At 66.7% G+C, this 24761-nt stretch carries 23 protein-coding genes and 1 pseudogene; 5 read left to right on the top strand and 19 right to left on the bottom strand.

Annotation, left to right across the window (positions count from 1 at the left end):
- Nucleotides 1-55 precede the first annotated feature (55 nt).
- The 11 genes from IF61_RS37625 to IF61_RS0126130 form a co-directional block, all read right to left on the bottom strand.
- Nucleotides 56-397 (bottom strand): FAD-dependent oxidoreductase, encoded by a 342-nt coding sequence (locus tag IF61_RS37625; protein ID WP_030368975.1) that lies wholly within the window; start codon nucleotides 395-397, stop codon nucleotides 56-58.
- A gap of 81 nt (nucleotides 398-478) precedes the next feature.
- Entirely contained in the window at nucleotides 479-643 is a 165-nt protein-coding gene (locus tag IF61_RS36385) for a hypothetical protein (protein WP_169748848.1), read from the bottom strand.
- 13 nt (nucleotides 644-656) lie between these two features.
- Nucleotides 657-1025, bottom strand: coding sequence for a hypothetical protein (locus tag IF61_RS37630; protein ID WP_157848674.1), 369 nt, complete (start codon nucleotides 1023-1025; stop codon nucleotides 657-659).
- Nucleotides 1026-1204: 179 nt separating this feature from the next.
- Nucleotides 1205-1600: a VOC family protein gene (locus tag IF61_RS0126095; RefSeq protein ID WP_030368976.1), complete on the bottom strand. Its 396-nt coding sequence runs from the start codon at nucleotides 1598-1600 to the stop codon at nucleotides 1205-1207.
- Nucleotides 1601-1669: 69 nt separating this feature from the next.
- Nucleotides 1670-2785: an Ldh family oxidoreductase gene (locus tag IF61_RS0126100; protein ID WP_052393045.1), complete on the bottom strand. Its 1116-nt coding sequence runs from the start codon at nucleotides 2783-2785 to the stop codon at nucleotides 1670-1672.
- A gap of 223 nt (nucleotides 2786-3008) precedes the next feature.
- A complete protein-coding gene (locus tag IF61_RS0126105; RefSeq protein WP_052393046.1) occupies nucleotides 3009-4379 on the bottom strand; it encodes an ATP-grasp domain-containing protein in 1371 nt (456 codons plus the stop codon).
- A 27-nt stretch (nucleotides 4380-4406) separates the two neighbouring features.
- Nucleotides 4407-5765, bottom strand: coding sequence for an aminotransferase class III-fold pyridoxal phosphate-dependent enzyme (locus tag IF61_RS0126110; protein WP_052393047.1), 1359 nt, complete (start codon nucleotides 5763-5765; stop codon nucleotides 4407-4409).
- Nucleotide 5766: 1 nt separating this feature from the next.
- Nucleotides 5767-6198, bottom strand: coding sequence for a cupin domain-containing protein (locus IF61_RS0126115; RefSeq protein ID WP_030368980.1), 432 nt, complete (start codon nucleotides 6196-6198; stop codon nucleotides 5767-5769).
- Nucleotides 6199-6264: 66 nt separating this feature from the next.
- Complete coding sequence (locus IF61_RS0126120; RefSeq protein ID WP_052393048.1) at nucleotides 6265-6720, bottom strand: discoidin/SUN/FTP domain-containing protein; 456 nt, start codon at nucleotides 6718-6720, stop codon at nucleotides 6265-6267.
- Between the two features lie 14 nt (nucleotides 6721-6734).
- Nucleotides 6735-7442: an HAD family hydrolase gene (locus IF61_RS0126125; protein WP_030368982.1), complete on the bottom strand. Its 708-nt coding sequence runs from the start codon at nucleotides 7440-7442 to the stop codon at nucleotides 6735-6737.
- Nucleotides 7443-7493: 51 nt separating this feature from the next.
- The gene (locus IF61_RS0126130; RefSeq protein WP_169748849.1) at nucleotides 7494-8804 is read right to left on the bottom strand and encodes a 3-keto-5-aminohexanoate cleavage protein; all 1311 of its coding nucleotides are present in this window, start codon (nucleotides 8802-8804) and stop codon (nucleotides 7494-7496) included.
- Nucleotides 8805-9445: 641 nt separating this feature from the next.
- Between IF61_RS0126130 and IF61_RS0126135 the strand changes: the two genes are divergently transcribed.
- The 3 genes from IF61_RS0126135 to IF61_RS0126150 all read left to right on the top strand — a co-directional run bounded on the left by IF61_RS0126135 (nucleotide 9446) and on the right by IF61_RS0126150 (nucleotide 13560).
- Nucleotides 9446-9871 (top strand): helix-turn-helix domain-containing protein, encoded by a 426-nt coding sequence (locus IF61_RS0126135; RefSeq protein WP_030368984.1) that lies wholly within the window; start codon nucleotides 9446-9448, stop codon nucleotides 9869-9871.
- A 1347-nt stretch (nucleotides 9872-11218) separates the two neighbouring features.
- Nucleotides 11219-12337 carry an MAB_1171c family putative transporter gene (locus tag IF61_RS36025; RefSeq protein ID WP_342668024.1) on the top strand — a complete coding sequence of 373 codons (1119 nt, stop codon included), beginning with the start codon at nucleotides 11219-11221 and terminating at the stop codon, nucleotides 12335-12337.
- 20 nt (nucleotides 12338-12357) lie between these two features.
- On the top strand, nucleotides 12358-13560 hold the full coding sequence (locus IF61_RS0126150) for a serine hydrolase domain-containing protein (RefSeq protein ID WP_078660500.1): 1203 nt from the start codon (nucleotides 12358-12360) through the stop codon (nucleotides 13558-13560).
- On the opposite strand, the gene recD2 is transcribed toward IF61_RS0126150, so the two are convergent.
- The 4 genes from recD2 to IF61_RS0126170 all read right to left on the bottom strand — a co-directional run bounded on the left by recD2 (nucleotide 13505) and on the right by IF61_RS0126170 (nucleotide 17783).
- Nucleotides 13505-15820, bottom strand: a complete 2316-nt coding sequence (gene recD2, locus IF61_RS0126155) for an SF1B family DNA helicase RecD2 (RefSeq protein WP_052393050.1) — start codon at nucleotides 15818-15820, stop codon at nucleotides 13505-13507. The two genes, IF61_RS0126150 and recD2, sit on opposite strands and share 56 nt — an antisense overlap.
- Entirely contained in the window at nucleotides 15817-16476 is a 660-nt protein-coding gene (locus IF61_RS37505; RefSeq protein WP_157848676.1) for an SLOG family protein, read from the bottom strand. The genes recD2 and IF61_RS37505 overlap by 4 nt, the downstream gene beginning before the upstream one ends.
- A gap of 2 nt (nucleotides 16477-16478) precedes the next feature.
- Nucleotides 16479-17342 (bottom strand): DUF6083 domain-containing protein, encoded by an 864-nt coding sequence (locus IF61_RS0126165; RefSeq protein WP_030368989.1) that lies wholly within the window; start codon nucleotides 17340-17342, stop codon nucleotides 16479-16481.
- Between the two features lie 177 nt (nucleotides 17343-17519).
- Entirely contained in the window at nucleotides 17520-17783 is a 264-nt protein-coding gene (locus tag IF61_RS0126170; RefSeq protein ID WP_030368990.1) for a helix-turn-helix transcriptional regulator, read from the bottom strand.
- 182 nt (nucleotides 17784-17965) lie between these two features.
- Between IF61_RS0126170 and IF61_RS0126175 the strand changes: the two genes are divergently transcribed.
- Entirely contained in the window at nucleotides 17966-18505 is a 540-nt protein-coding gene (locus IF61_RS0126175; RefSeq protein ID WP_052393051.1) for a hypothetical protein, read from the top strand.
- Nucleotides 18506-18650: 145 nt separating this feature from the next.
- Here IF61_RS0126175 and IF61_RS36635 read toward each other — a convergent pair whose 3' ends face one another.
- Complete coding sequence (locus tag IF61_RS36635; RefSeq protein WP_211264940.1) at nucleotides 18651-19520, bottom strand: MarR family transcriptional regulator; 870 nt, start codon at nucleotides 19518-19520, stop codon at nucleotides 18651-18653.
- Between the two features lie 70 nt (nucleotides 19521-19590).
- Here IF61_RS36635 and IF61_RS37200 point away from each other — a divergent pair.
- Nucleotides 19591-19808: pseudogene (locus IF61_RS37200) on the top strand (sensor histidine kinase); the annotation flags it as partial.
- Nucleotides 19809-19927: 119 nt separating this feature from the next.
- Here the strand turns inward: IF61_RS37200 and IF61_RS37205 are convergent.
- Genes IF61_RS37205 through IF61_RS0126200 form a run of 3 tightly spaced genes read right to left on the bottom strand, consistent with a single transcriptional unit; the run spans nucleotide 19928 to nucleotide 24730 of the window.
- On the bottom strand, nucleotides 19928-22729 hold the full coding sequence (locus tag IF61_RS37205; protein ID WP_245684621.1) for an AAA family ATPase: 2802 nt from the start codon (nucleotides 22727-22729) through the stop codon (nucleotides 19928-19930).
- Nucleotides 22726-23865: a hypothetical protein gene (locus tag IF61_RS0126195; RefSeq protein WP_030368994.1), complete on the bottom strand. Its 1140-nt coding sequence runs from the start codon at nucleotides 23863-23865 to the stop codon at nucleotides 22726-22728. The genes IF61_RS37205 and IF61_RS0126195 overlap by 4 nt, the downstream gene beginning before the upstream one ends.
- A gap of 46 nt (nucleotides 23866-23911) precedes the next feature.
- A complete protein-coding gene (locus tag IF61_RS0126200; RefSeq protein ID WP_030368995.1) occupies nucleotides 23912-24730 on the bottom strand; it encodes a hypothetical protein in 819 nt (272 codons plus the stop codon).
- Nucleotides 24731-24761: the final 31 nt, after the last annotated feature.

A 24761-nucleotide genomic window follows, 5' to 3' on the forward strand; every position in this document is an offset into this window, starting at 1 on the left:
CACAGCTGTTGCACTGACTACGCTCTTCCACACCGGCGTTGAGCTGCACCGATGCCTAACTGGCTGTCAGGGCAACAGGACGCAGCCCCAGAGAAGCGGCGATGGACCGGTTGCCCGCGACCGTCAGACGCGCCTTCCCCGAACCAGGGCGGTAGTAGACGCCAGCGTGCGCGACCTGCGAGTTACGGCCGGTCTGATGCGCACCCCAGCGGTCCTCCTTCTCACAGAGCGTGACGTGTGAGCCGCGAGCGATCAGCTCGCGTGCGACGGCGAGCCCGACGATGCCGCCCCCGACGACCACCGCATGCGCTCGCGGCCGGAGCAGCCCCTGGGAGGAGTGGCTGCCTTCCTCGGGCGACGGTGGTCCGGCGCCTATGTCCATGGTCAGGTTCCACATCTGCTCTCCATGAGGGGTTCCGCCGTGCGGCAATGGCGAAGTGATCGTTGGTTTCGGCCGGATGCAGTCAGCGCTGGCCCGTCACAGCAGCAGGTCGCACAGATGCACAGCCAGAGCGGAGAGCACCGCGAGGACGAAGAGAGCCCTCAGCAGCCTCAGCAACACCGCCCGCGGGCGCCGACCGCGTGACGGCGCCCGGCCCACCCCGGAGCCCGGCGCGCGACGGCGGCGTGGTGCAGGATCCATGGGCCAGCTCTCCTTAGCCGTGCGTCATGTGCGTCGTACGTCGCGTATTCCGGCAAGATCTGCCTATGCGCAGACCTCCCGCGCAGCCGGTGTCCGGCCCTCGCGTGGCTGCGCCGGACGGCACCACCGCCTTGCGGCGCAGTCGTCCGGACGTCGCTGGTGACCGATCGGCGTCCAGACCGCGGGCCGCAGCCTCGCGGCGGGCGCGGGCGACGGCGCGTTCGCTGGGATCCGGTCCGGTGATCTGGTAGCCCTTGACGGTCAGCGGCAGGGCTTGGGTGCCGATGCCGCAGATGACGTCCAGGGCTCCGGCCAGCGGCGCGATGTCTTCCGAGGCCACCAGATCGGCCAGGGCCTCGGCGTGCTGGGGGCAAACGCCCACCGGTCGTCGTCCATCCGGTGGTAGGAGTCGACGGGGCCGTCATAGAACGCGACGTTCGGGTGATGGGGTGGCATGCCGGGCCTCCGTGGAGTCCCGGTCACCATGCCGGGATGAAGGGCGGGCCAGCGCGCGGTGTGCAATGAGCCTCGCGCGCCGGGAATGCGGTGTCCGCCGGCGTGTCAACGCTCGATGTGGTTGCTGAGTTCGAGCAGATTCCCATCCGGGTCACGGACGTAGACGCTGTTGATCGGGCCCAGCACTCCGACCCGCTCGACGGGGCCGGACTCGACCACAGCACCCTCTGACTGCAGGTGTGCGATGACCTCCTCGATGGAGTCCGCAACGATGAAGCACAAGTGCTCGGTACCCGGGCCGGGGTTCTGGGCGTGCGGGGCGATCTCCTTGCCGACCTCATGCAGGTTGATCTTGGTGTTGCCGAATCGGAGGGCTTTGCGGTCGTTGACGAGCATGCTGAACGTGACGATCTCCATGCCCAGCACTCGACTGTAGAAGTCGACGGTGGCATCGATGTCGTTGACGGTCAGAACAGTGTGGTCAAGCCGCTCGTAATTCATGGAGTGTCCTCCTAAGGGGGATGGGTGGACGCGCTGCAGTGGTGCGTGGTCACCGCTCCTGCTGCGGCGTCATATGTCGCAGGTCATGGCGGAGACAGGGGTGACGCCGATGAACTCGGCGATGGCGTCAAGATCGGCCACCACGGATTCCAAGACCGGGATTCCCTCGGCATTGCGCTGCTCACTGAGCCGGTGGCGCCTGTCACCGGGAATGCGGACCGGCGCCTCAGGGTCAACGGGGTTGCCATCCCTCACCTCGTGGGCCAGCTGGCCGACTCCGGCGCGGATGATGTCGGGATCGCCGAGCGCCTCCAAACTGAGGCAGAACACGAAGTGGCCCAGTCCGCCTTCGCCGCCCTGGTACGTATGGCGGCTCCACTGTGCGCCGGCCAGCGGCCCGCAGAGCAGCTCGATGAAGAGGGAAAGTGCCGATCCCTTGTGTCCGCCGTGGTCTTTGTCGCCGCCGCCAAGCGGAAGCAGTGCATAGCCTTTGCGATGGATGAGGCCCTGGACGGTTTCCGGGACGCCGGTGGTGGGCCGGCCGTCAGGCCCGAGCGCCCAGCCGGTCAGCATCGGCTCTCCGAGGCGGTCCAGTTGTTCCAGCTTGCCGCGGGAGACGGTGCTGGTGGCGCCGTCGAAGCAGAGGGTGCCCTGAGGGGTGGGCACGGCGTAGCAGAACGGGTTGGTGCCGAACATGGGCTCGTTGGTGCCCATCGGGGCCACCTGAGGAACGGCGTTGGTGGAGACCATCGCCAGCGTTCCGGCCCGGGCCGCGCGTTCGGCGAACCACCCGGCGATGCCCATGTGGTTGGAGCGGCGGACCATCACCGCGGAGGTGCCGAACTGGCGTGCCCGATCGGCGGCGAGGTCCACGGCCGTGCACAGCGCCGGCTGCCCCAGCCCGTTCTGGGCGTCCAGGACGCACACACTGCCGTTGTCGGCAACGATCTCGGGCACGGCGTGCCGGTTGATGCTACCGCTGTGCAATCCTTCGACATAGCGCCGCAGGCGGGCGACACCGTGGCTCTCGACCCCGCCCAGGTCCGCGGCGACCAGGACCTGCGCCGTCACCTCGGCCTCGCGTCGTCCCGCGCCCGCGGCACGCAGTGCCTCGACAGTGAATCTCGTCAGTTCGGCAGCATCGATCAACCACTGCCATCCGTAGAGGTCTTTGGCATGTGTCATAACGGTATTCCTGTCTCCCTCAGAAGTGCCGCCCGTTGCCCGGGGGGGTATCGGGGTCACGCGGCCTCCGGGATAACGTGGGGGCGGGCACTGTGCCCGCCCCCGATCCCGAGGTGCTGGGGCGGCGTGCCGAGGCACAGCGCGTCAGGGCCCCCACAAGCGCAGTCACAAAGCGTGGTGGCACAGGGTGCAACCCTGGCACGCCGGCCCCCGGGCGGGATGGTCAGCCGACAGTCGGCTCGGTCTCGATCGTGACGGCCTTGCGAACCCGCGCTTCCTCGGCACCGATGTCACCGTCAATCGGCACATCGAAGATGGCCGTGACGGCCCGGTTCGAGGACTCGGTGATGCACTCGAGCTCGAAGCCGCGGGGCTTGATCACGAACACCTCGTGCACCGTCGCCGGCGCGTCCGCGTCGACTGCGGCCAGCTCGGGCCAGATGCCGGTGGTGTCCGCCAGCCATCGCGGTGTGATCCCCTCCAAGCCGTCGACCTGGACGTCCCGCAAGATGCCTGGCGTGTGCTCGAAGTAGACCTGCCGGCCACGGCGCTGGAACACCGGCGGGTACTCGGTGGGCAGGCCCAGGGCGATGTCGATGATCACCGGCTCGATCGGCCTGCCGGTCGACAGGTGGAACAGGTGAAGACATCCGTCGCCGGGGGCACGTGCGGCGATCTCCATCAGCACCACCCGGCCATCGTCGGTGATGCGGTACTCCGAGTGCGCGTACCCGTTCTCGAAAGCGAGCCGACCCACCACGCCCAGCTGCGCCTGGACGATCAGCTCTGTCTCACGCTCATCCAGATTGTCCGGCGGCGTGGTGTGAATCAACTCAACGAAATACTCGGTCGAATCCTCGTTGGTGCCCTTCTGCGTGAGGAGCGTGACGATCGGCTTCCCGTTGCTGATGAGGGTGTCGACGTTGTACTCGCGTCCCTTCACCCGCTCCTCGACCAGCAGACGGCTGCCGGGATCAAGGGCGGCGACGACGTCGACGAGCGCCGGTACATCCTCCACCACGCGCACCCCGATGCTGGACTCACGGTCCAAAGGCTTGACCGCCACCGGGAAGGGGCCGTCGTACTCTTTGGCCAGCTGTGCTGCCCGTTCGCGGCCCCCGAAGCCCTCCGAGGGGGCGGTGACGAGCACCGAGGTGGGGCTCCATTGCCTGAGATAGCGGCGCTGAAGGAGCTTATTGCGGCAAACCTTGGAAGCTCGCCAGCCCGGACCGGGCAGACCGAGCATGTCGGAGACCACCTGGCCGGCGTCCACATAGACCTCTGCGTTGACGAGTACACCGTGCACGTCGTACTCCTGGGCCCAGCGCGATGCCTGGTCGGCGATGCCGCTGAGGTCAGTGGCGTCGCGCAGGCTGACCTCGGCAAGGGCGGCGAACGGGTGGCCCGGCGTGCCCAGAAGCTCAATGCCCCTCTGCACCATGGCCGAGCCTTGCCGCTGCGAGATGGCCAGGACCGCCAGCCCACGCTTGCGCAGCTCGTTCAAGGACGGGCCGATCTTGGACAGGTCACTGAAGATGATGAAAGCTGGCTGCTTGGCAGTTGCACCCACGGGATCGCACATCCCTTTCGTCATGGAGTCTCAGTGGAATAGAGGGTTGCATCAGCTGAGTTGGACGGCGTCGGCGGCCGCGTTGAAGTGGACCAATGCCTCGGCGAGCTCGGCCTCGGTCGTGGTGACCGGCGGCATGATCTTGAGCATGGCGCCGCCGAGTGTGGACGGGACGCACACCAGCAGACCGCGGGCGACACATTCGGCGGCCATGCGTTTGGACGTCTCCGAATCGAGCGAACCGTCCTCGCTGGTGCAGGCGACACCGGCGATCATGCCCATCGTGCCAATGATCCGGCGTTGTTGCGGGAGGCGGGCGACCCAGTTGGCGAGGCCATCAGCCAGCTGCCGGCCGCGTTGTGCCGCCTCGGCGACGAGCTTTCCGTCGGCGAAGAGCGCCAGGTTAGCCTCCGCGGCGGCGAGAGAGAGCGGGTTGCCGCTGTGGGTGCTGGTCAGCTCACCTGGACGTACGTCCTTGGTGAAGCGCTCATCGCCGATCAGCACTGCCGAGATCGGCAGGGAGCCGGACAGGCCTTTGGCGACCAGCAGCAGGTCAGGGCGGACATCGACGTGCTCATAGGCGAAGAGCGCACCAGTGCGGCCGAAGCCGGACTGGATCTCGTCGAAGATCAGTAGAGCCCCGTGCTCGCTACACCACTGGCGCAGCGTGGCCGCTGATTCCGGGTCGATCCGGCGGAGGGTGGAGCCCTGATAGATCTCGCCCATCACACAGGACACGTCCTCAGGGTGGGCGCCGGTCTCCCGCACCGCGGCCTCGATGATTTCCACGCTCCATGCCTCGCCGAGCGCCGGATAGGGGACGCGGACAAAGACCTCGTCCAGCTCCGGTGCCCAGTCGCGCTGGGCCGACAGCCCGCCGGAGAGCTGGGCGCCCAGAGTGCGCCCGTGGAAAGCGCCCTCGAAAGTGACGATGACGGGCCTACGGTCGCGCGGCTGCCCGGGACGGCGGGCGGCCGCATAGCGACTGGAGATTTTCAGAGCGCCCTCGACCGCCTCAGCACCCGTGGTGTAGAGGACCGATTGCGGGAAGCCGGAGAGTTCCGACAGGGCACGTACGGTGCGGGCCCTCGCCCGTGTCGGGAACATATATGCGTGGAGCAGCCCCTGTCGGGCCTGCCCGATGATCGCGTCAACGACCTCGGGGCGCGCGTGGCCGGCGTTCGCCGTGAGGATCCCGCTTGTCCAATCCAGCCACGCGCGGCCTTCCCGGTTGTAGACGTGACTGCCGCTGGCTCGGTCCCACACCACTGGATGCTGGGTGTGCATGGTGGCCGGTTCATAACGTCGCAGCGTCTCTATCACCCAGGCATCGTCCTCGGTCCCGTCCTGGAGGAGGGCGGTGTCGGCCGTGGTGAGGTTGAGGCTGTCCATCCCGTTCATGCTGTTCATGTCAGCGGACCGTCCAGGCCGTACCGCTGGTGTCCGAGGCAGTCACGGCAACGGCCACCAGTTGCTCGTCGCCGGTGTTGACCAGCCCGTAGAACACCCCAGCCGGGGCCATGCAGACCATGCCCGGCTCGACGCGGGAGCGGCTCGGCTCGGGCAGCAGCCGCTTCGGGGGCGCGTCCAAGGGGTAGTGCGAGGATGGCACGTAAGCTCCCGCTGCCTCGGGGTCCTGCTTGTCAAACACCTGGAACTCGCCTCTGCCCTGGAGGATGAGGAACATCCCGTCGGCCTGCGGGTGCATGCGTGCGGAGATGTCCTGGCCCGGGCTGAGTCGCCACGCGGCCGCCTGCATCCGCTCGCTGGCCCACAGGCCCAACTTGCGGGGCACAGCGTCGGAGACCGGCTCCGTAGGCACCGCGAAAGCTCGAATAGCCATCAACTTCCCTTTCTCACAGGGGGACTGTTCCCGATGTGACTGCAGGTTCTGGATGAGCTCGCCGGGTTACGCTTCGAGGAATTGCATCTGCATGATCTGGGTGAAGTACTTGCCGCTTGGGCGGATGGCCACCCCTCCGGTCACCACGCGGATACGCTTGGTCTCCAGCGGCTCGAGGTCGCCTTCGAACCACTCGCCGGCCTCCACGTCGATGTTCTCCGCGATCAGCACGGTCTTCTCACCGCCGCCCTCGGGATAGGCAATGACGCGCAGAGCCACCGGAAACCCTGTCTTGATCACAGGAACGGGACGTCGCTGCAGGCGAATCCTCACCGGTACATGCACGTCACCGAGATCGATTTCGAGGTACTCGGGGCGGGACTCATTCCGGCTCGGCGAGCCCCAGCCGGTGTAGGGGCTTCCATCGAAGAGGAACTGCTCGTTCCAGAAGTCGTACCGATGGCAGCCGGAGGAATCGGCTACATAGCATCCTTCAATGAGGCGAAGCTGGTCAACGGCCATTTCGGGTTTCCTTTCTAGAGCTGCTTCCGGATCGGTGTACGCGTACCATTCAGTGCTTCAAGGGCATCCGGGACTCCGGCCAGGTCATCAAGGACCAAGTCCGCCTCCGCCCGGGCCGATTCGGAGTGGGGCAGGTTCCGGTCGATGAGGATGGTCGCCATCCCAACGCCTCGCGCACCTGCCAGCTCGTGGTGCTGACCGTCGCCGACAAAGGCACAGGAACGCGCGGAGACTCCAAGCTGATCGCTCGCGTGCAGGTAGATCCCGGGTTGTGGCTTAAGCATCCTCACCCGGTGCGAGAAGACGCTGACGTCGAAGTACTCCCGCAGACCGAGACAGTCGAAAATCCACTCAGCGTGGTCGGACGCGTTGGACACCAGTGCCACGCCCAGCCCCTGTTCACGGATCTGATACAGCAGGGGAATGGTCTGAGGGTCGATCTCGAAGCTCGCCACCATGCCGGCGAAGTGGCGGTTGACCGCGGCCGCCACCGTCTCCCGGGAACACTCGACCCCAGTGGCCTTGGCCGACAGCAGGATACGCGCCACGATGCCCGGAACTACCGCTGCCATCGTCTCGTCATGGAGTTTGTCGTAGGCCGGCTTCCAGACTTCCAGATCCAGGCCAAGATCGTCGGCGACGTCACGAAAGAATGGATTGCCCGGCGCCCTGTGCACCAATGTCGAAAAAAGGTCGAAACAGACCCCTTGAATGATGCGCATTGTTCTCTCCTCCCGATGATGCCGGTCCGGACCGGCGGGATTGATGAGACATCACACCGACTGCAGCTCCCTTTCCTCCCACAGCTCCACAGGCTGGCCGAGCGGACGCTGGCGCTGCTCGAAGAAGAGATTCTGCTTGACCCAGTTGAGCCCCATGCGCTCAAAGATCACATCGTGATCGGTCTCGATCCTCGCGCCGTTTGCAGCCAGTTCGTCGAGCACCATCTCGGCAAGCTCGAGGTTGCCGGCCAGGCGCAGCCGACCGCCAGGCCCGTCGTGGGTGTCGACCGCGTATGGGGTGTCTTCCATCCCGAACCGGAACACGTCCACTCCGCTGCCGGGCTGAGCCGCATAGGCCGCCAGCCGACGAAGTGCACAGGCCTTCTGCTCACGCCGGCTTCCCACATCCAGCAGCGCGACATGGTCGTCGGCCTGCTCCGGCAGTACCGCAGCGCCTACCGATACGGTCACATGACGCTTCTTCACCCCCGGATCGGCCAGGTCGTACTCTAACGTTCGCGCGGCATCCACCACCTGCTTGAACTCCGCGTAGCTCTTCGGAAAGGGAAGGCGCGGGGAAAACCCGAACAGCAGCGTGATGTTCAGCTGACCGCTGCCGCCGAGCCGGATCTGCGGATGCTCAACCGCATACCGGGTCAACGCGTAGCTTCGCGGGAACTGGACCCATTCCACCTCATGGAAGAGGCCAAGTCGCTGCCGAGCCTGGATCGTATTCCGGTAGACCTCGAACTGTATGAGAGGCGAAGTCCTTCCGTAGTCGGCGCCATTGCGGGTCGAGTAGGTTTCCAGGCTGGTTTCGGTGAGGCGGTCAGAGGGCTGGTACTCCGCGACGATCCCACTGAAACCCTCACTGCCGATGAAGTCAGGGCTCAGATCGCCGTACTGACGTTCCACCTCACACATCAGCTGAAGCTCAACGGCAGCCTGGGCAGTGACAAAGTGCGCACCACCGAGGTGCAGCGGAATGCTGCTCTGGCTGATGCGTTCCCACTCACCGAAACGCCTGATACTTTCCCTCACTTCAGGGCCGTTTCGGCTCGCGCCGAAGCTGATCAGCATCTCGTTGCAGCGTTGTTGCAGGGAACGGCTTATCTGCTGGTAAATCTCATTGCTGGTGGACTGCTCGTGCGTCTTTGGATTCCTCGCATGGTAGTGATAGTAACGGCATCCCATGCCGTAGAGAGCTTCCGCTTCGGCAATCAGTGACAGCGGTGAATTCTTGATGGTAGCGCCGGCACTGATCTGGTCCAGCAAAACGTCTCCGGTCGCACGGTGATTCCCTGGCGTGAACTTGGCGCCGGTCGATGCGCAGCCAAGTATGAGGCTCTTCCTATCTGTCACGGCTTTCATTCTTCTCCCAAGGGCATAGCACATGGACCAGTGGTGTTCAGCCGACAGAAGAGACCCGTGCTGCGTCGGCCACGAACACGGCCCGGCATCATTCGAAAATGTGCGAAACACTGCGAAACATCTCTAGAAACCGATCGCGCACATCTTTCGCGGCAGCAAGGCCAATCCACTCGAAGCGGCATACCCCGTGGCCAAAGGACAGTGAGGCCGCACTTCTCGGGGCACATTCAGGGCAAGCACTTAGCAGGTCTTATCTCATGCCCTACGCGTTCCATGAGCGAAGCACTCTCGCGTAGCGCCATACTCGGACACGGATCCCCAACTTCAGCCTGCTGGCCATGGGGTGGCGATGCTCTGCCATCCCCACGGCCGCCTTGAAAAGTGCCGCTCAGCCAGGAAAGCCAGAGTCCCATCGCAGGCTCCTTTGCCTCCAGGCCGGCAACTTCAAGGAAGCGTTCAGCCTCACGCCTCCATCAACTCAACTGTCAGTTGATGTGTGCGATTTGGCTCGTCTGCGAGTTGATGCTTCCATGTCGGCACGGGATCGTCAACCAGTAGTCGAGATGTCGTAGTAGACTTCAACTGTCCGTCAAACGGAGGCAGATGGGGCAGATCCAGCCACAGGAGGACGCATGACCGGTGCGCCGGAGGAGTTGACGCTTGCCAAGCGGCTGGAAGCCTTGTTCGTCGGCAGTCACCCCGAGGGACGACGGTGGACCAACAGCGAGGTTGCCGACAAGGTCAAGGAGAAGCACCCTCACGTACGCGTCAGCGGCGCCTACCTGTCCGCGCTGCGAAACGGCTCTCGCGCCCGCCCCTCACAAGAACTACTGGCAGCGCTTGCAGAGTTCTTCGGCGTCTCACCTGCCTACTTCGTGGACCCCGACCATGCAGATCGAGTCAACGCCCAGCTCGCGGGGCTGGAGGCGCTGAGCCAAGCAGGTGTCCGCGGGGTCGCCCTGCGAGCTGTGGGTCTGCAGCAGGACAGCCTTGACGCCATTACAGCCATGCTCGATCAGGTGAGGAAGCTGCAGGGTCTACCCCCTGTACAGGAGTGAAGATGCGTGCGCCCTCCGTAACCTGTCTGGCCGTCGTCACACAAAGACTCACAGGCTCATGCGGCGACAACAGAGGAACCGCTCATCTGACAAGACCTGCCGGGCGATTGCTAGGCCCGTCCGGAGCAATCACCCCAACCAGCGCTGCCGGGGGCAACTCCCCCAGACCCACCATCAAGGCCGGCAAGGCGCCCGTAGGCCGATCGCAGGCAGTCAGTAGGCGAGCAGCCGACCAGACCAGCCCGAGCTGGCAATACGTCCTGTCCTGGCTGGACTGATACATGCCCACTTGCCAGATCGCAACCACGGCCTCGTCGGCAGCGACTTCGGCAAGCGCGCTCTCAAAGTCCTTCTGCCAGCACCGGATCATGCGGCAGGCTAACTCCCTTCGGCCGACTGTTACCCCGCTCCCCGCCAGGCCGTCACGGACCCCGCCGGCCTCGTCAGCGTTCACGAGAGCAGGCCGGATGCGGGCCGACTTCCTCCGATGGGGGCGAAGAAGCTCAGTTCAGCAGGGCATTTATCATTTCTTGATCGGCACTCGTTACGATCCACGCACGCAACCTGTACCACGGCTAACCAACTTGCTCAAAACAACAGAAAAGGGGAACCGATTACTGAACAAGCACGGCATGATCCGCCTTCAGGGTCGCACCACCCAGGTACGGAAGTCCGCTTGGTCAGCAGAGAGATTGACGTTCCTCACTGTCGCAATCCTTGGACTTCCCTCGCTGAGGAGTCGCATCCAGTGTCGCTGCGCATGAGAGACGGCCAACACCGCCGCCTTGCACGCCTACGCCGCAGCTGTGAAGATCGCCTGACGGCATTGAAGCTCACTGCATCGTCCGACGTTGCAGGGCTGTGCGCTCGCCTAAGCGAGCTGCGCGGCCGCCCTCTCCACCTGATTCCCATCGCTATGAGGGCCGCACAACCATGCGGCCTTTGGGTTACATCAGACGCTGCCGACTTCGTCATCTTCGAAGCCAACACTACGCGGCCCCATCAGGAACACATCATCGCGCATGAGCTCGCTCACATCATCTGTGACCACCGAAGCGGTTCACCTCTAGACGACACGACCGCTCGATTACTTTTCCCGGACCTGAGTCCTGATCTCGTCCGAGACATGTTGCAGCGCACGAACTACTCCGACACCCAGGAGCAAGAAGCCGAGGTGATGGCAAGCCTGATCCTCACCACACTATACGAGGGAACGACTGCACCCCCAACTCCAACTCTCGGGGCTTTCGGTGGGGCTCTGGGAATAACCCAAAGGCGGCACCGACTGTGACATTCAGCGAAATCCGAAGTTTCGGAGTCGCCTTGGAGACGGTTGGCATCACCTATATGTGGTTGGCGGTGATACTGCGAGCGCCGGCCGCTATGCGATCAAGCGAGCAACGCCCCCTATGGTTAGCAGTTCTGGGCGCCGCAGCGGCAGTATCGTTCCACCTGCAGTGGGTAAACAATCTCATATACCAAGCCACTGGGCCTACCCACCTGACCGCCTTGGCACGCAATCTGTTTGGCGTTGTTACCTCGGCCGCCGTGCTGGACTTCGTGCTCCGGGCGGTTCGCGGTCGTTACACATACCAATTGTACGGTCTGGCTGTTCTCATAATGGCCGCACTCACCTGGCTTGACCTATCCGCACCACCGCACCTGCCACACGCGGTCCCTGCCGTTGGCGATCCCGCACCCTCCACGGCATATTGGGTGGTTCTGATCATTGTCAACCTCGGCACAAACACGGTGTGCGCAACCGCCTGCTGGTGGTACAGCCGTGGGAGCCTGGACCTCGCCCTACGTGTCGGATTGCGGCTCTTCGGTCTTGGCGCTGTCTTCGCCGGGCTCTACTGGCTATTCAACACCACATACATCGCGGTTCGGCTTTCGTGGATTCCTTCAGTCACTCCTCTTCTGATGGGCTGCTATGCCTTCTCGAGAGCGAGCGCGATCTGCGTTCCCCTCGGGACGGCGGCGACTCTGGCACTCAGGCGCGTGCGCATCCTGTGGCAGCTGTGGCCACTTTGGCGCGACTTAGTCGAATCAGTACCCGACGTCCGCTTGATGCAGACTCACCAAAGCGGCCTCGGCCTCCTGAGGTTTTCTGACCCGCTCGACTTGCGCCTCTACCGGACAGTGATCGAGATCCGTGATGCCATTCTTGACTTGCGCGCCTATATCCCTCAAGCCGTTTTGGACGATGTTCAGGACCATATGGAATTCGATAACTCTCCTCCTGACGAGATGGACCCCCGCATCACTGCCTGCTGGTTGCGTATAGCACGCTACGCCAAGGCAGGCGGTGCACCTCCACTCCGCGGGGATCTGACCGTCCCGGTTCTCGGAGGCACGGACCTGCCTGGGGAGATCGACTTCCTGCGAAAGGTCGCAAAAGCGGATGCCTCAGCTCGAGTCCGTGAGCTTGCGTCCCTACTTACCCGACCCACAGCAACACATTGAGATCGGAGAATTAATCCAGCATGGAGATTCACGGCAGCTGCAGCACCCAGTTCAGCACAGTGCGGGAGGCCTTCGCCGACTCCCTGCGCAACGGAGCGGACGTCGGCGCCTCGGTGGCGGTCTATCTCGACGGCGAACCCGTCGTCGACCTGTGGGGAGGGTACACCGATCAGGCTCGTACCCGGCTGTGGCAGCGTGACACCATTACCAACGTGTGGTCCACGACGAAGACGATGACCGCGTTGTGTGCCCTCGTCCTGGCCGATCGTGGCGAACTCGACCTGTCCGCTCCGGTCGCAAAGTACTGGCCCGAGTTCGGCATCGGAGGAAAGGAGCGCGTCGAGATCCGGCATCTTCTCAGCCACACCGCTGGTCTCCCCGACTGGGACCAGCCGATGTCACTCGACGACCTCTGCGACTGGGAGAAGGCCACCAGTCTCCTGGCGCGCCAAACGCCGCGCTGGGAACCCGGCACGAAGTCCGGTTACCACCGCTTCACCTATGGCTTTTTGATCGGCGAAGTCGTGCGTCGCGTCTGCCGGCAGTCGATCGGCGCGTTCTTCGCCGACCAGATAGCTGGCCCCCTGGGCGCCGATTTCCACATCGGCCTCGCAGCCGAAGATGACCACCGCGTCTCCGACTGCATCCCCGCACCTGACCCCGCCCCCGCGCCCAATCCACGGGTGACCATCCCGGTCGGCGCCTACGTCACCGCCGAGGACACCTGGAGCACCCAGTGGCGCCGCGCCGAAATCCCCGCCGCAGCAGGCTACGGTAACGCACGCTCCGTTGCCGCAATCCAATCCGTACTCGTCTCCGCAAGCCAGGCGACCTCTGCGCCCCTTCTATCCGAAACCACCTGCCGAGCGGTGTTCGGCGAACAGTCCCACGGCATCGATCTCGTGCTCGGCATCCCTCTGCGCTTCGGTATCGGCTATGCCCTCACCGCCGATGACGCGCCGGTCAGCACGACGAACCTCCGTACAGGCTACTGGGGTGGAAGGGGCGGATCGCTCGTCGTCAACGACCTCGACACCCGGATGACCTTCGCTTACGTCATGAACCAGATGTCCCACAAGGGCCTCACCGACCCGCGGGGCCAGATACTCCTCCAAGCCACCTGCCAAGCGCTGACAGCCTGGCCTAAAGCCACACTGCCCAACCGTCCTACCCCCACGCGAGCTGGCCTGACGACCCGGCGTCGCGGCGGTGAGGCACCGTGACGGCTTGACTGGTGATGCGGTGGTCGAGGGCTGTGTGCCGTCGGCTGGTGTGGGTATTGGCCAGGGCCCGATGGAGGGCGTCGGGTTGGCCGATGAGTATGACGCCGCGGCGGGCCCGGGTGACGGCGGTGTAGAGCAGGTTGCGCTGGAGGAGCTGGGTGGCCGAGGTGGTCAGAGGGATGACGACGTAGGGGTATTCGCTGCCTTGGGAGCGGTGGACGGTCAGGGCGTAGGCGTGGAGGAGGTCGTCGAGGTCGGTGAAGGGGTAGAGGACGGGTTCGCCATCGTGGAGGGTGACGGTGAGGTGGTGGTTGTCGGGGTCGAGGTCGGTGATGGTGCCAGTGACGCCGTTGAAGACCCCGTTAGCACCGCGGTCGGGCCGGTTACGGATCTGCAGGACCCGGTCACCCAAACGGAAGACGTGCCCTTCGTGACGGTGTTCGGGCTTTCCCAAGGCTGGCGGGTTGAGGCGCTGCTGCAGGCGGATGTTGAGGTCGAGAGTGCCGGCGGCGTGGCGGCGCGAGGGGCACAGGACCTGGACGTCTTCGGATGTGGTGGCGAAATGGTGTGGGATGTGTGAGGCGACGAGCTCCACGACGTGATCGGTAATCTCGTCAGAGGCATAGAGGGGGCGGCAGCCGAAGACTCCGGGGGCGGGCTGGGGCATGAGGCCGCGCAGGATGCGGTGGGCGTTGTCGACGATCGCGCTGCTGCCGTCGTCCTGGCGGAAGACTTCGGTGAGGCGGGTGCGGGGGATCTCGGGGACGGACAGGAGGTCGCGCAGGACGCGGCCGGGGCCGACGCTGGGCAGTTGGTCGGTGTCGCCGACGAGGAGCAGGTGGCATCCGCTGGGGATGGCTGCGGTGAGCAGGTCAGCGAGCTGGACGTCGAGCATGGATGCTTCGTCGATGACGATCAGGTCCGCGGTGGCGAGCGGGCTGTCGTGGTCGAAGAGCGAGTCACCGGTGTGGGGGCGGATCAGGCGGTGCACAGTCATGGCGGTCTGGCCGGTGGTTTCCTCCAGACGGTGGGCGGCTTTGCCGGTGGGTGCGGCCAGTGCGACCGTGGCTCCGGCTGCGGTGGCCAGGTCGACGAGGGTGCGCAGGGTGTGGGTCTTGCCGCAGCCCGGTCCGCCGGTCAGTACCGACAGCGTGTGTGTGAGAGCGGTCAGGACAGCCTGTCTCTGGCATGAGGTGAGCGTGCCGGCCGTATCGCGTGTGAGCGCGGCGGTCCAGTCTGTGTGGCCGGCCAGGCGGGATGAGGCGTGGTGCAGGCGGAGGATGTCCTGGGCGAGGCCTGCTTCGGCCCGGTGCATCGCGGTGAGGCTGACCGCGGTGACGGAGTGGAGGGCCTCGCCGTCCTCGGTGGCGGGAACGGGCAGTTCCTCCACGATCGTCTCGCTGCGGGAGCGGAGCGTATCGAGGGCCTGGCGCAGGACGGTGTCGTCGAGGATGTCGGCGGTGGCGGGGTCGTGGTCGGTCAGCAGGTGGCGGGTGCGGGCGAGCAGGACGCGCTCGGGCAGGTGGCAGTCGCCTCGGGTGCGGGCTTGGGTGAGGGTGTGCAGGAGGCCGGCCTGCAGGCGTTGGTCGCTGTGTTTGGGGATTCCGGTGGCGAGGGCGATGCGGTCGGCGGTTTCGAAGCCGATGCCGTGGATGTCCCGGCACAGTTGGTAGGGGGCGTCGCGTACGGCTTGCATCGGGTCCTGGTCGGTGCCGGCGTAGGCCTGGTAGATCTTCACGGCGAGGTGGGCGGAGAGGTTCAGGCCCTGGAGGAAGACCATGATGTCGGCGATGGACTTCTGGGTTCTCCAGGCTTCGGTGATGCGTTCCAGGCGGGTGGGGCCGATGCCGTGGATGCCGAGCAGGCGCTGGGGGTCGGTGTCGATGATGTGCAGGGTCTGTTCACCGAAGGCGTCGGTGATTGCGGTGGCCAGGATGTTGCCGATGCCGTGGATCATTCCGGAGGCGAGGTAGCGGCGGATGGCGCGGACGGTGGCGGGCCAGGTCCGCTCACACGCGTGGGTCTTGAACTGTGCGTCGTAGCGGGGGTGTTTGGTCCAGGTGCCGGTCAGGCGCAGGCTCTCCCCGGGCTGGGCACCGAAGAGTGCCTTGCCAACTGCGGTGACGGTCTGCTCGCTGGATGCGGGGCCGGTAGTGGTCAGGCGCAGCACGGTGTGGTGGTCGTAGGTGACCAGGACGAGGTGGTCGACGACGCCCTCGATGTGTTCGGTGTGTGGTGCGGGCTGGCGGGTGGTGGTCATCGGGGCTCTTCCGTGGCGGGTGGTGCGGGGTCGTGGGAAGAGGCGGAGGTGGCGGCCTCCGAGGTGGCCGGTGGGACAGGTTCCGGGTCTCGGCTGAGCAGCTCGGGAAGGTGGCTGTGCTCAGTAGGGCAAGGCAAGGTTCGCGGAACGGATGGTTCGGGGAGAGGCTGCGGATCGCTGGTGATGGCGTGTGGGTCGTTGTCCTGGTGGTGCTGTGGGGGTGCGAGCCAGCGGCCCTGGTCGGGATCAGCGGTGGGGATCAGCCAGATGGGGATGCCGGCGTTCATGGCCTGGTGGCAGAGGTTTGCGGTGCTGCCGCTGCCGGGGGTGAGGTGGTGGTGGAAGACGAGGGCGAGGCGGGGGCCTTCGTCGCGGAGGATGCGCTGGTGGTGTTCGGCTTCCCTCCAGTGACGGCGGGCTCGGGGTGCGGTGCTGGTGTGGGTGAGGGGGTGGCAGCGGTGGCGCCAGTGGGGCAGGTCGTGGTCCAGGCACCAGTGGTGTGCGGCGCGGGTGGCTCCGGTGGGGGCGCCTTCGATGATGACAAGGTCGTCGCCGTATCGGGTGGCGGCGCGGTCGAGGAGTGCGGTGACTGTGTCGGGCCAGGGCCATTGGCGGCTGCCGCAGATCAGCAGGCGTGATGCTGCGTTCGTGTTCACTGCTACGGCCTGCCTTCCTTTACGTGGGTGGCGGGTGGCAGGTCGTGGTGGATGTGGGTGCTGTGGGTGTGGGGGTTGAAGGGTTCCCAGCCGGCTAGGGCGATGTCGGCTGCTGCTGGTGTGGCGGCATGGGTGGTGCAGCGTTGGGCGCGCCAGCGCAGCTGCTCGGAGTACGGCAGCCGGGTCAGGTCGTAGACGGCCATGTTCAGGTCGTCGGTCAGGGCTGCCTGGGCGTCCGCGGCGTGGGGGTAGAGGGGCTGGAGTGTCCAGACTCCGGGAAGGGTGTCGAGGACGGGGTGGGGGCAGCGGTGCCGGGCGCGGGTCTGGGCTACGCAGAGGATCTGTGGCAGGGGTGCGGGGGCGAGGTAGCGGGTGTAGAGGAACAGCACGACCGGCCGGCTCGGCTCGGAGGGCTCCGGGGGTGGCGGGGGCGCGGGGTTGGTGGTGTTGGGGAGGGTTGCGGTGTCGGTCAGGCGGCGGGTGTTGATGGCCAGGGCCCGGTGGAGTCGTCCCAGGAGACCGGGAGGGGCTTCGGAGACGGTGGCGGGGCAGATGGCGTGGTGGCGTACACGGCACCAGGGGGAGCCGTCGCCGGCGGGGTGGGCGAGGCCGTTGCTGACATGCCAGTGCTGGCCGGCGGGCACGGCTGCGGCGGGGAGTTCACGGGGGTGCAGGGGGACGGTGCGGTTGCCCGGCCGGCAGTACCACTCGATGCGGTTGCCGCACGTTGTACAGCGGCTGGCCTGTGCTGTACGCAGGAGGCGGGTCGCGCTGTCGGGGGCGACGCGCAGGGTACGGGGGGTGCGGTAGTCCTTGTAGCTGCCGTCCCAGGCGCGGGCGGCCGCGGGGGCTGGTGTGGTGCGCATGGGCGGAAGCTGGCAGGCGACAGGCCGTCAGGGACGCGTCATCGCCGTGGGTGTCCACCGCCCGGCCTCATTTGCCGCACTGGAGTTCCCATACTCGATGAGCCGTTTGATTACGGGTGCTGATTCGGGTGAGGTTTCACGGCCACCGCGGCTGCCGGAAAGGGGTACTACCGGGTGTCAGCGGGTGGGTGGCAGCGGCGGGGTGTGGCCCTCACAGAGGGCCCCCAGGAGCCGGTCGATGGGAACCCCGAAGGCGTGGGCGAGAGCATGCCAGGTAGCCAGGCTTCCGGTGGTGCGGCCCTGCTCGAGTTCGATCAGCGTACGGCGAGACAGGCCACTGCGGGCAGCGAGTTCGTCATAGCTCCATCCGCGCTCCGCCCGCAGCCGTGACAGCTCCAGGCGGAGCGCGCCGAGATTGGGGTCGGGCGGGAAGATCGTCACCCACCCATCGCACGGTGCAGACCCCTGCCCTGACAGTGCAGACCTCTGCCCTATTTACGCGACACGCCCTTCTGGGCAGGGCAGAGGTCTGCACTACCGTGTCCCGCCGCCAGCCCACTCCCCCACCCCGCCGCACCCGGCACGCGGCCGGCCATCACAGATCCCGCGGAGGACGACGACCGATGAGGTCCGGCACGACCACACCCCCGGCACAGCGCATCTGGACCGTCGAGGTCCGCCCCGGACCGGGCGGAGCGGTCGTGGTCTGCCCGGACTGCGGCCAGACCACGTCCGGCGCCGCGCTGCGCAAGGCGGTGGTGGCCCACCTCGCGCAGCACGCCCGCGTCGAGGCGCTCGCGCAGCACTGGCGCATCTGCCAGTGCGGGGAACACGGCTGCCGGTGGCATCCCCGGCACCGCGGCTGTGACGGGCAGGTCCGCCTGCTCCTCACACGTGAGCACGCAGGCCGGATGTGGCGCCTGGCCGATGTCTGCCACGCTTGTGCCACCGTCACCGAACACGCCGCCGAGGTACAGGAGCCCCTCTGCACCAGTCAGCCCATGCCGCCGCGCTCCCGGCCTTCCTCACTGCCGCGGCGCAGAGGCGGGCTCACCACCACCAGCCCCGGTCACACCGTGCCCGGCGATCGTGAGCGCGCCGACTACCAGTGGTCGGACCCGTTGGAAGGGCTGCTCTGGGCCGACGACCTCGCGCAGGGCTGAAACAGCCCTCGAACCGTGGTGGTCGTCGCGGAGATGACATGGGAACTCGTCGCTCATGTCAGTTCGACTCTTCATCAGATGTCAGTGCGAAACACGAGTTCAGCCGTAGATCAGGAATGGACTACGCCCAGGAAACGCGACAAGTTCAGCCGTCGTCTTTGCTGTCTGGCCGTGCGTGGGGAGCGCGCTGTGTTCTGCGCCGGAGGTCGCTGCTCTGCATGATGATGGACCGCACGAGCTTTTCGTACTGCAGTGCGTGGGCCGATTCGGCAGCGGCCTGGGCGAAGACGTCCCTGGTGAGGCTTCGGTTGACGTCGTTCAGTGTGGTGAGCGCTTCTGTGAGCGCAGTCAGGTGCTCGGGGACGTCGTGGGCTTCCCGGACAGGTGTATCGGCTCCAGCATGTGCCGTCAGCTGGTCTTCAGTGGGGGCTTCTGGCAAAGGGGCCATCGCGGGGCGGCGCAGTGTGTCGGGGGACGGGAAGCGGATCGGCCAGTGACCCGCCATCTTGGGCGCGGGCTGCGCTGGAAGCGTGGCGGACTCCGGAGTGGTGTGCTGCGTACCGGGCGCGGGCTGTGCGGCCTGCTCAATCATCGCCCCAGGATTGCCGGCCCTGTCCCGCATGGGCCCAGCCGACTGCTGTGAAGGGGGCATTGACGCCTCGGTCGTGACCGGACTGCCGGCCCGGCCCTGGCCGCGTGCATCCCGCGCGGCCAGCGCCGCCTCGGCCTGGCGACGCCCCTCTGGCGACATCGTGTGGAACACCCGCGCCGGGCGGCCCGGATGCGGCCCCTCCTCCTCGCGAAGCGTGACCCAGCCCAGCACAGTAAGCCGGGCCAGAATCTGCGAAACCGTGCTCTTCCCCAGATCAGCCAGCTCACTGATCCTCGCTCCCCACAGCGGATCATCCGCCGGCACCGACAACAGCAAGCGCAGCACGTCAACCGTCGGGCGGGTCATGCGGGTTACGGCAGTCCTCACATCAACAAGCACATCACCCCAACCGCCATAGGTCAAGAATGAACTATGACCTCGAAGCGGCCAGCCAGTCTGGAGGCGCAAATCAAATTGCTGGTGAGGCAGGCGAGGTTGGGGCATGTTCGTACGCTCCCGCCGCCAGCTGCCGCTCTGCCTCCGCGACCGCGCCGACCATGCGGAGACCGAGAGGCGTTCCTGCACGCCGAGAAGGCCCAGCAGCTGGCCCGCGAAGAGATCGCCCGTGAGATACGCGGCATACCCGTGCGCAGACTGACCCTGTTCAGCCTGCGCACGGGCGTCCTGGAGTTCAGGCCTGGCGCCCCGAAGGGGGCCGCAGGCCTGCGGGAGGAGGAACCGACGTGATCTGGGGCTTCTCACCGCAGTCTCGGGAGCGCGCCCGAGGTGGATAACCCTGGCGCGCAGGGCGAGCAGGGGGCTCTTTGTTTCTAGGCCCGGATGGCGTGCTGGGCGAGGTGGGCGAGGACCGCGTGATGGGCTTCCCAGCCGTCGGGCGTCTTCGAGGTGACTCCGAGGTGGATGGGGTCGTTGGAGGGGTGGGCGTCCAGGAGTGGGGCGATACCGGCGCGGGTGATGGCGATGCAGGCGTGACGGTGGCGCGATGCGAGGACGCACAGGCGGCCGGCTTCCAAGTGGAAGGCGGAGGCGTCCCAGCGGCCGGAGAGCGGGTGCAGCACGATGGAGACGCTGAATTCGCGGCCTTGGAGCCGGTTGGCGGTGTCGACGGTGACGCCGTGCAGTCGCGGGTAGTGGCGTGCCAGGAGCGCGTTGATGTGGTGGGCCTGGCTGCGGTGGGCGACGCCGATGGCCAGGTCGCGGGGTTCCAGGATGCGTCCTTGAGGGTGGTTGTCGCAGGATGCCGTGGTCTGCCGGTGAAGCAGCCCGGCGGCTGTCTCCAGGGCGGTGTGGAAGGCTTCGGTGTCGATGCGGTGGGTGGTGCGGGCGGGCAGTTCCAGCAGGGCCCATCCGGTCCGGGCGGCAGTCTCGAGGGCCTTGTCGACGGGGGTGCGCCTGCCCATCGCTGTGAAGGTGAGGGTCCGCTCCGTCTGGTGGCTCGCGGCTTCGAAGGGGGTGAAGGGGTAGAAGGCGTCGCGGATCAGGGGGACAGCGGTGGGCGGCAGGCGCCAGGACGTGGTCAAGGTATGTACGGGCAGATCGCGGTTTTGGGCGAGGAGGACAGTGACCGCACTGTTCATGGGGTCGTGGGGCAGGCCGGCCCAGCGGTGGGTCCTGATCGTGGAGAACGGGTCGAGCTGTCCGGGGTCGCCCACGAAGAGGGCTTGGTCGAAGAGGTGGCCGGTGCGCAACAGTGCGTCGGAGCGCATCTGGTAGGCCTCGTCGATGATGGCCCATGGCCACCGGCGATCGCGGACGGTGGCCCATTTCATGGCGGTACCCACGATGACGTGGGCCGTCTTCAGGTCCTCGATGCGGTGGCCGACGTGTACGCCAGGCCGCGCCAGCACGTCGGGAGGGACGGTGCGTTCCGCTGCGATGAGCCGGGCGGTCGGCAGGTGGCGGCGGGCCAGGCGTCGTACGAGGTCATCGGCCTGGGTGTTGGTCTGGGTGATGACGATGCAGGGGGCGCCGCAGTGCGCGAGGGTCTGTGCGGCGTGGATGACCAGGGTGGTTTTACCGGCACCGGGCGGTGCGTCGACCACCAGTCCGGGGTGGGTGAGCGTGTGCAACTGCTCCACGATGGCGCGTTGCGCGTGGTCTTCCCGGTGGTGCGGCGATGGCGGGGGCGAGTGGGGTGCCGCTTTTACTCGCTGTCGCTCTGGGAGTGGGTGCGGAGGGCCTGCGTGGGTCCATGGAATCTGGTCGGGCAGCGGGAATTGCGGCATCCGGTGGTAGTGGTCGGGGGCGAGGGTGCACACCAGGAAGGCACCGGTGTCGGGGAGGACGGTGTGGCGGGGGCGGGCCGGGGTGCCCATGCCCTTGGTGACCTCGAGGTCGACGAGGGTGTCGCTGTCGCGGGGAGTGATCGCCCGGATCGTGTAGCGGGCGTCGCGGTGGGTGTGGCAGGCCAGGATCCGGCCGGGTTCCAGGCGCAGTGGGTCAGTGGTCGAGACGGTGAAGCGGGGGCGCCATTGGGCTCGTTTACTGCTTCCGTACGCGAGGTGATCGGCGTCGACGCTGGTGACGGTGCCGCCGAAGGCTTCGCCGGTGGTGCGCAGTTCTGCGCGGGTGAAGGGGTCGTCGAGGGCGCGTTCGGCGTCGAAGGCCGCGGCGGCGTGCTCTCTGCGAGTCAGGCCGATGGCGGCGGCGACGGCATTGTCGCGGGCAGGCTGGGGGCGCCCGTCTTGGACAAAGTAGGCGGTTATGTCGGTGAACTCGGTGCGTTCCCGTTTCCATCGGCGCCGGGTGCCGTCGGCCTCGGGCAGAGCCTGCAGGAGCGTGTAGGCCTGCCACATACGTTCCCAGGTCGGTTGCATGTAGTGAGCCAGGAGGACGCGGAGGTCGTTCAGGCAGCGGGCCTGCTCGCGCGGACCGGCACGGTAGGCGCGGAAAAGAGGAGCCAGGTAGTCGGTGTCGAAAGCCGGATCGGTGGCCGGGCCGGCCGAGCGGTGGGTGGCGGGGTCTTCCGCTGCGAGGGCGGCCTGGTGGCCGCTGACGGTGTGGCGGGGTGGATCGATCCACGCCAGCAGGGTGGCCATGTCCTCGTCTTCCAGGGGGCTTTGGCCGGTAACCCAGTGCATGGCGAGAAAACCGGTCAGGGGGATGAGGGCGGATGTGCCGGGGAGTTCGGCGCGGCCGGCGAAGAAGGTCAGCCACTGGCCCAGGCGCCGCACCGAGCAGGATTCGACGGAGCCGCCGTCAACCGGACGCAGTCGCAGGTCGCGTCCGAGAGTATTCAAGTAGGCCACGGCATAGGGGTTGGGCACCAGGAGTTGCGGGGCGTCGAGAAAGCGCTGCCGTGCTGGCTTGGTAGATGTAGCGGGCAGGTGTTCGCTGCGCCGCTGGTGTTCTTCGATGTAGGCAGTGACGCTTGAGGCGAGGGCGGTGAGCATGGGGGTGGTACTGCCCATCGGCGGCGCGAGGAGGAGTTCGGGGCGGGCGGGGTCGGTGCCGAGCATGACGGCCAGGGGTCTGTCCGCGGTGCCCGATTGCTTCAGGGGCAGCAGCATCAGAGGCCGGTCGCTCAGATGCAGATGGCGAAGCCGGCTGGTGGGCAGGGCGTTGCCGGTGGCAGCGGCGCGCATCCGCAGCAGGGTGGTGAGCAGGCTCATGTCATGCCTGCCAGGAAGTCGGCATGGACACGTTGTGAGTGGCGGAGCGCCTGGGTGATGTCGGACCGGTCCCGTGAGGGGTGCTGGTGGCCGTCGGTAAGGGCCAGTGCCAGGGCGATGTTGTCGATGCCTGCGACGTCGTCGCGGACCGTGGTGCCCAGGACTTCGGTCCGGCCTTGGTGGCGTGCTGCGTTGCGGCAGAAGTGGGCCAGCTCGCAGTGGTGCAGGCAGCCGGGGCTGTAGTGCGCACGGGGGGCGGACAGCGCTGCGGCGAGTTCCTCGCGCGGCCGCGTCGGGTTCGCCTCGCAGTCCGGGGCCAGGTCGAAGGTGGTGCTGGGGGGCAGCTGGTCGAGCAGGTCAGGCAGGCGGCGGAGCCGGCCGAGATGCCGGCTGAGCGATTTGATCTTCTGGGCCGCGTCGGCGAGGGTCGCGATGGGGCGGTGGGAGAAGTCGCGGGGGTTGACCAGGACCACACGGTTGGAGACGCGCTCGGGTGGGAGGCCGCCCTCGGTCAGGAGCTCGCGCAGGGCCAGGACGTAGGCCGCGGCCTGGGTCAGCGCCGCGGCGGCTTTGGCGGGGTCGGCTTGGCCGTCGATGACCGGGAAGGATTTGATCTCCACGATGTGGAAGGTCTCGTGGTGCTGGAAGGCGACGATGTCGGGTTCCAGGTAGGCGGGGTGGCCGGCGACGGTCAGGCGCAGCACGGGGTGGTTGAGCAGAGTGCGGGCGCGGGTTTTGTCACGGGCCGCGCCGAGGACGAGATTGCAGGTGTGGGTGTGGCGCAGTGACAGCGATGACGGCTCACGGCCGCCCACGGCGTTCACGTCCTCGTAGGACACCTCAGGCAGCGTGAGGTCGAGGGTCTCGCGGAGCAATCGCACCAGTTCGGCGCCATCCTGGGCGGTGACCCGGCGTTCGAAGGCGGCGCCATGGTCAAGGGCGATCGCGGATGTGCGCAGCGGCCGCGGCAGGTTCAGGTGCGCGGCGAGGGCATCCTTGTCGACGCCGGCCGCATCGAGCAGGGCGCGCCGATCACATTCGGGGTTGGCGGTCAGCGCGGCCAGGGTTTTGGCGGTGTGCGGGACAGGGGGGCTGGATCCTCTCAGGGCGTCCAGTCGCGCGGCGAGCGAGTTCACGGTTCTTCCTTGGATCAAGGTGCGGTGGTGCGGTCGCGGCGCGCGGTCAGGACGTGCGACGCAGGCGGGTGACGTTGCGCAGGGTGTGACCGAAGAGCTGCTCCACGTCGGTGAGCTGCTGTGCGCGGCGGGCGGCCTCGGTGCGGGTGTCGGCGTCGTCGTCGACGTGGATTGCCAGTTCGGCTGCGGCGGCGCGGCGCAGCGCGTCCAGGTCGAGCGGCCCCTGGATGGGGCAACCGGGAATGTTGCGGTTGTAGTGCAGCAGGAGTCGGCGGATGGGCCCCTGCTGCAAGGCGTCGTCGGCGCGGGTCTGGACGGCTTCCGCAAGTCGCAGAGCCGAGGTGAGGAAGTGGACACGGTGGGTGAGCGGGCCCACCACGCGTTGCTCCAACGGCCAGGTGCTGAGGGCGAGGAGAGCACGGGCCGGGGCGAGCAGGTCGGATGTCAGGGCCGAGCAGATGTAGTAGGCGCGTGCATAGGGCGAGGAGCGGAAGGAGCGTTCCTCATCCCGGCGCACGGCGGCCAGTCGCGCGGTGTTCAACGGGCCGGAGAAGAAGGCCTCGTGAACCAGGCTGACCAGCTTGGGCGCGGCGGGAACAGTGAGGAGCATCAGCACCTGGTGGACCTGCTCCCGGGCGGGCAGCCCCACCCCACCCGGCCCGGCCGTGGACTGCAGCTGCGGCTGCGGTGGGGGCGGCACGGGCGCGTCATCGGAGCCGAACAGGGCGTTGTAGGCGTTCTGGGTGCGCTTGAGTTCCTCGCTGAGCACGCGGACTTGAGCGTTGTCGTGCTGCATGTGCGCCTGCCGCATGTCCTGTTGCAGCTGTTGCATGCGCGCTTCGAGAGCGTCCAGGTGCTCATGCATGGGCGCATGGTAGCAGCACCTCAGGGTTACA

It is taken from the genome of Streptomyces roseoverticillatus (assembly GCF_000719265.1).
GTDB classification, from domain to species: Bacteria; Actinomycetota; Actinomycetes; order Streptomycetales; family Streptomycetaceae; genus Streptomyces; species Streptomyces roseoverticillatus.

Coding starts and splice junctions, on each gene's coding strand:
- IF61_RS37625 (WP_030368975.1), bottom strand. CDS start 397: ATGTGGAACCTGACCATGGACATAGGCGCCGGACCACCGTCGCCCGAG.
- IF61_RS36385 (WP_169748848.1), bottom strand. CDS start 643: ATGGATCCTGCACCACGCCGCCGTCGCGCGCCGGGCTCCGGGGTGGGC.
- IF61_RS0126095 (WP_030368976.1), bottom strand. CDS start 1,600: ATGAATTACGAGCGGCTTGACCACACTGTTCTGACCGTCAACGACATC.
- IF61_RS0126100 (WP_052393045.1), bottom strand. CDS start 2,785: ATGACACATGCCAAAGACCTCTACGGATGGCAGTGGTTGATCGATGCT.
- IF61_RS0126105 (WP_052393046.1), bottom strand. CDS start 4,379: ATGACGAAAGGGATGTGCGATCCCGTGGGTGCAACTGCCAAGCAGCCA.
- IF61_RS0126110 (WP_052393047.1), bottom strand. CDS start 5,765: ATGAACAGCATGAACGGGATGGACAGCCTCAACCTCACCACGGCCGAC.
- IF61_RS0126115 (WP_030368980.1), bottom strand. CDS start 6,198: ATGGCTATTCGAGCTTTCGCGGTGCCTACGGAGCCGGTCTCCGACGCT.
- IF61_RS0126120 (WP_052393048.1), bottom strand. CDS start 6,720: ATGGCCGTTGACCAGCTTCGCCTCATTGAAGGATGCTATGTAGCCGAT.
- IF61_RS0126125 (WP_030368982.1), bottom strand. CDS start 7,442: ATGCGCATCATTCAAGGGGTCTGTTTCGACCTTTTTTCGACATTGGTG.
- IF61_RS0126135 (WP_030368984.1), top strand. CDS start 9,446: ATGACCGGTGCGCCGGAGGAGTTGACGCTTGCCAAGCGGCTGGAAGCC.
- IF61_RS36025 (WP_342668024.1), top strand. CDS start 11,219: ATGTGGTTGGCGGTGATACTGCGAGCGCCGGCCGCTATGCGATCAAGC.
- IF61_RS0126150 (WP_078660500.1), top strand. CDS start 12,358: ATGGAGATTCACGGCAGCTGCAGCACCCAGTTCAGCACAGTGCGGGAG.
- recD2 (WP_052393050.1), bottom strand. CDS start 15,820: ATGACCACCACCCGCCAGCCCGCACCACACACCGAACACATCGAGGGC.
- IF61_RS0126165 (WP_030368989.1), bottom strand. CDS start 17,342: ATGCGCACCACACCAGCCCCCGCGGCCGCCCGCGCCTGGGACGGCAGC.
- IF61_RS0126175 (WP_052393051.1), top strand. CDS start 17,966: ATGAGGTCCGGCACGACCACACCCCCGGCACAGCGCATCTGGACCGTC.
- IF61_RS37205 (WP_245684621.1), bottom strand. CDS start 22,729: ATGAGCCTGCTCACCACCCTGCTGCGGATGCGCGCCGCTGCCACCGGC.
- IF61_RS0126200 (WP_030368995.1), bottom strand. CDS start 24,730: ATGCATGAGCACCTGGACGCTCTCGAAGCGCGCATGCAACAGCTGCAA.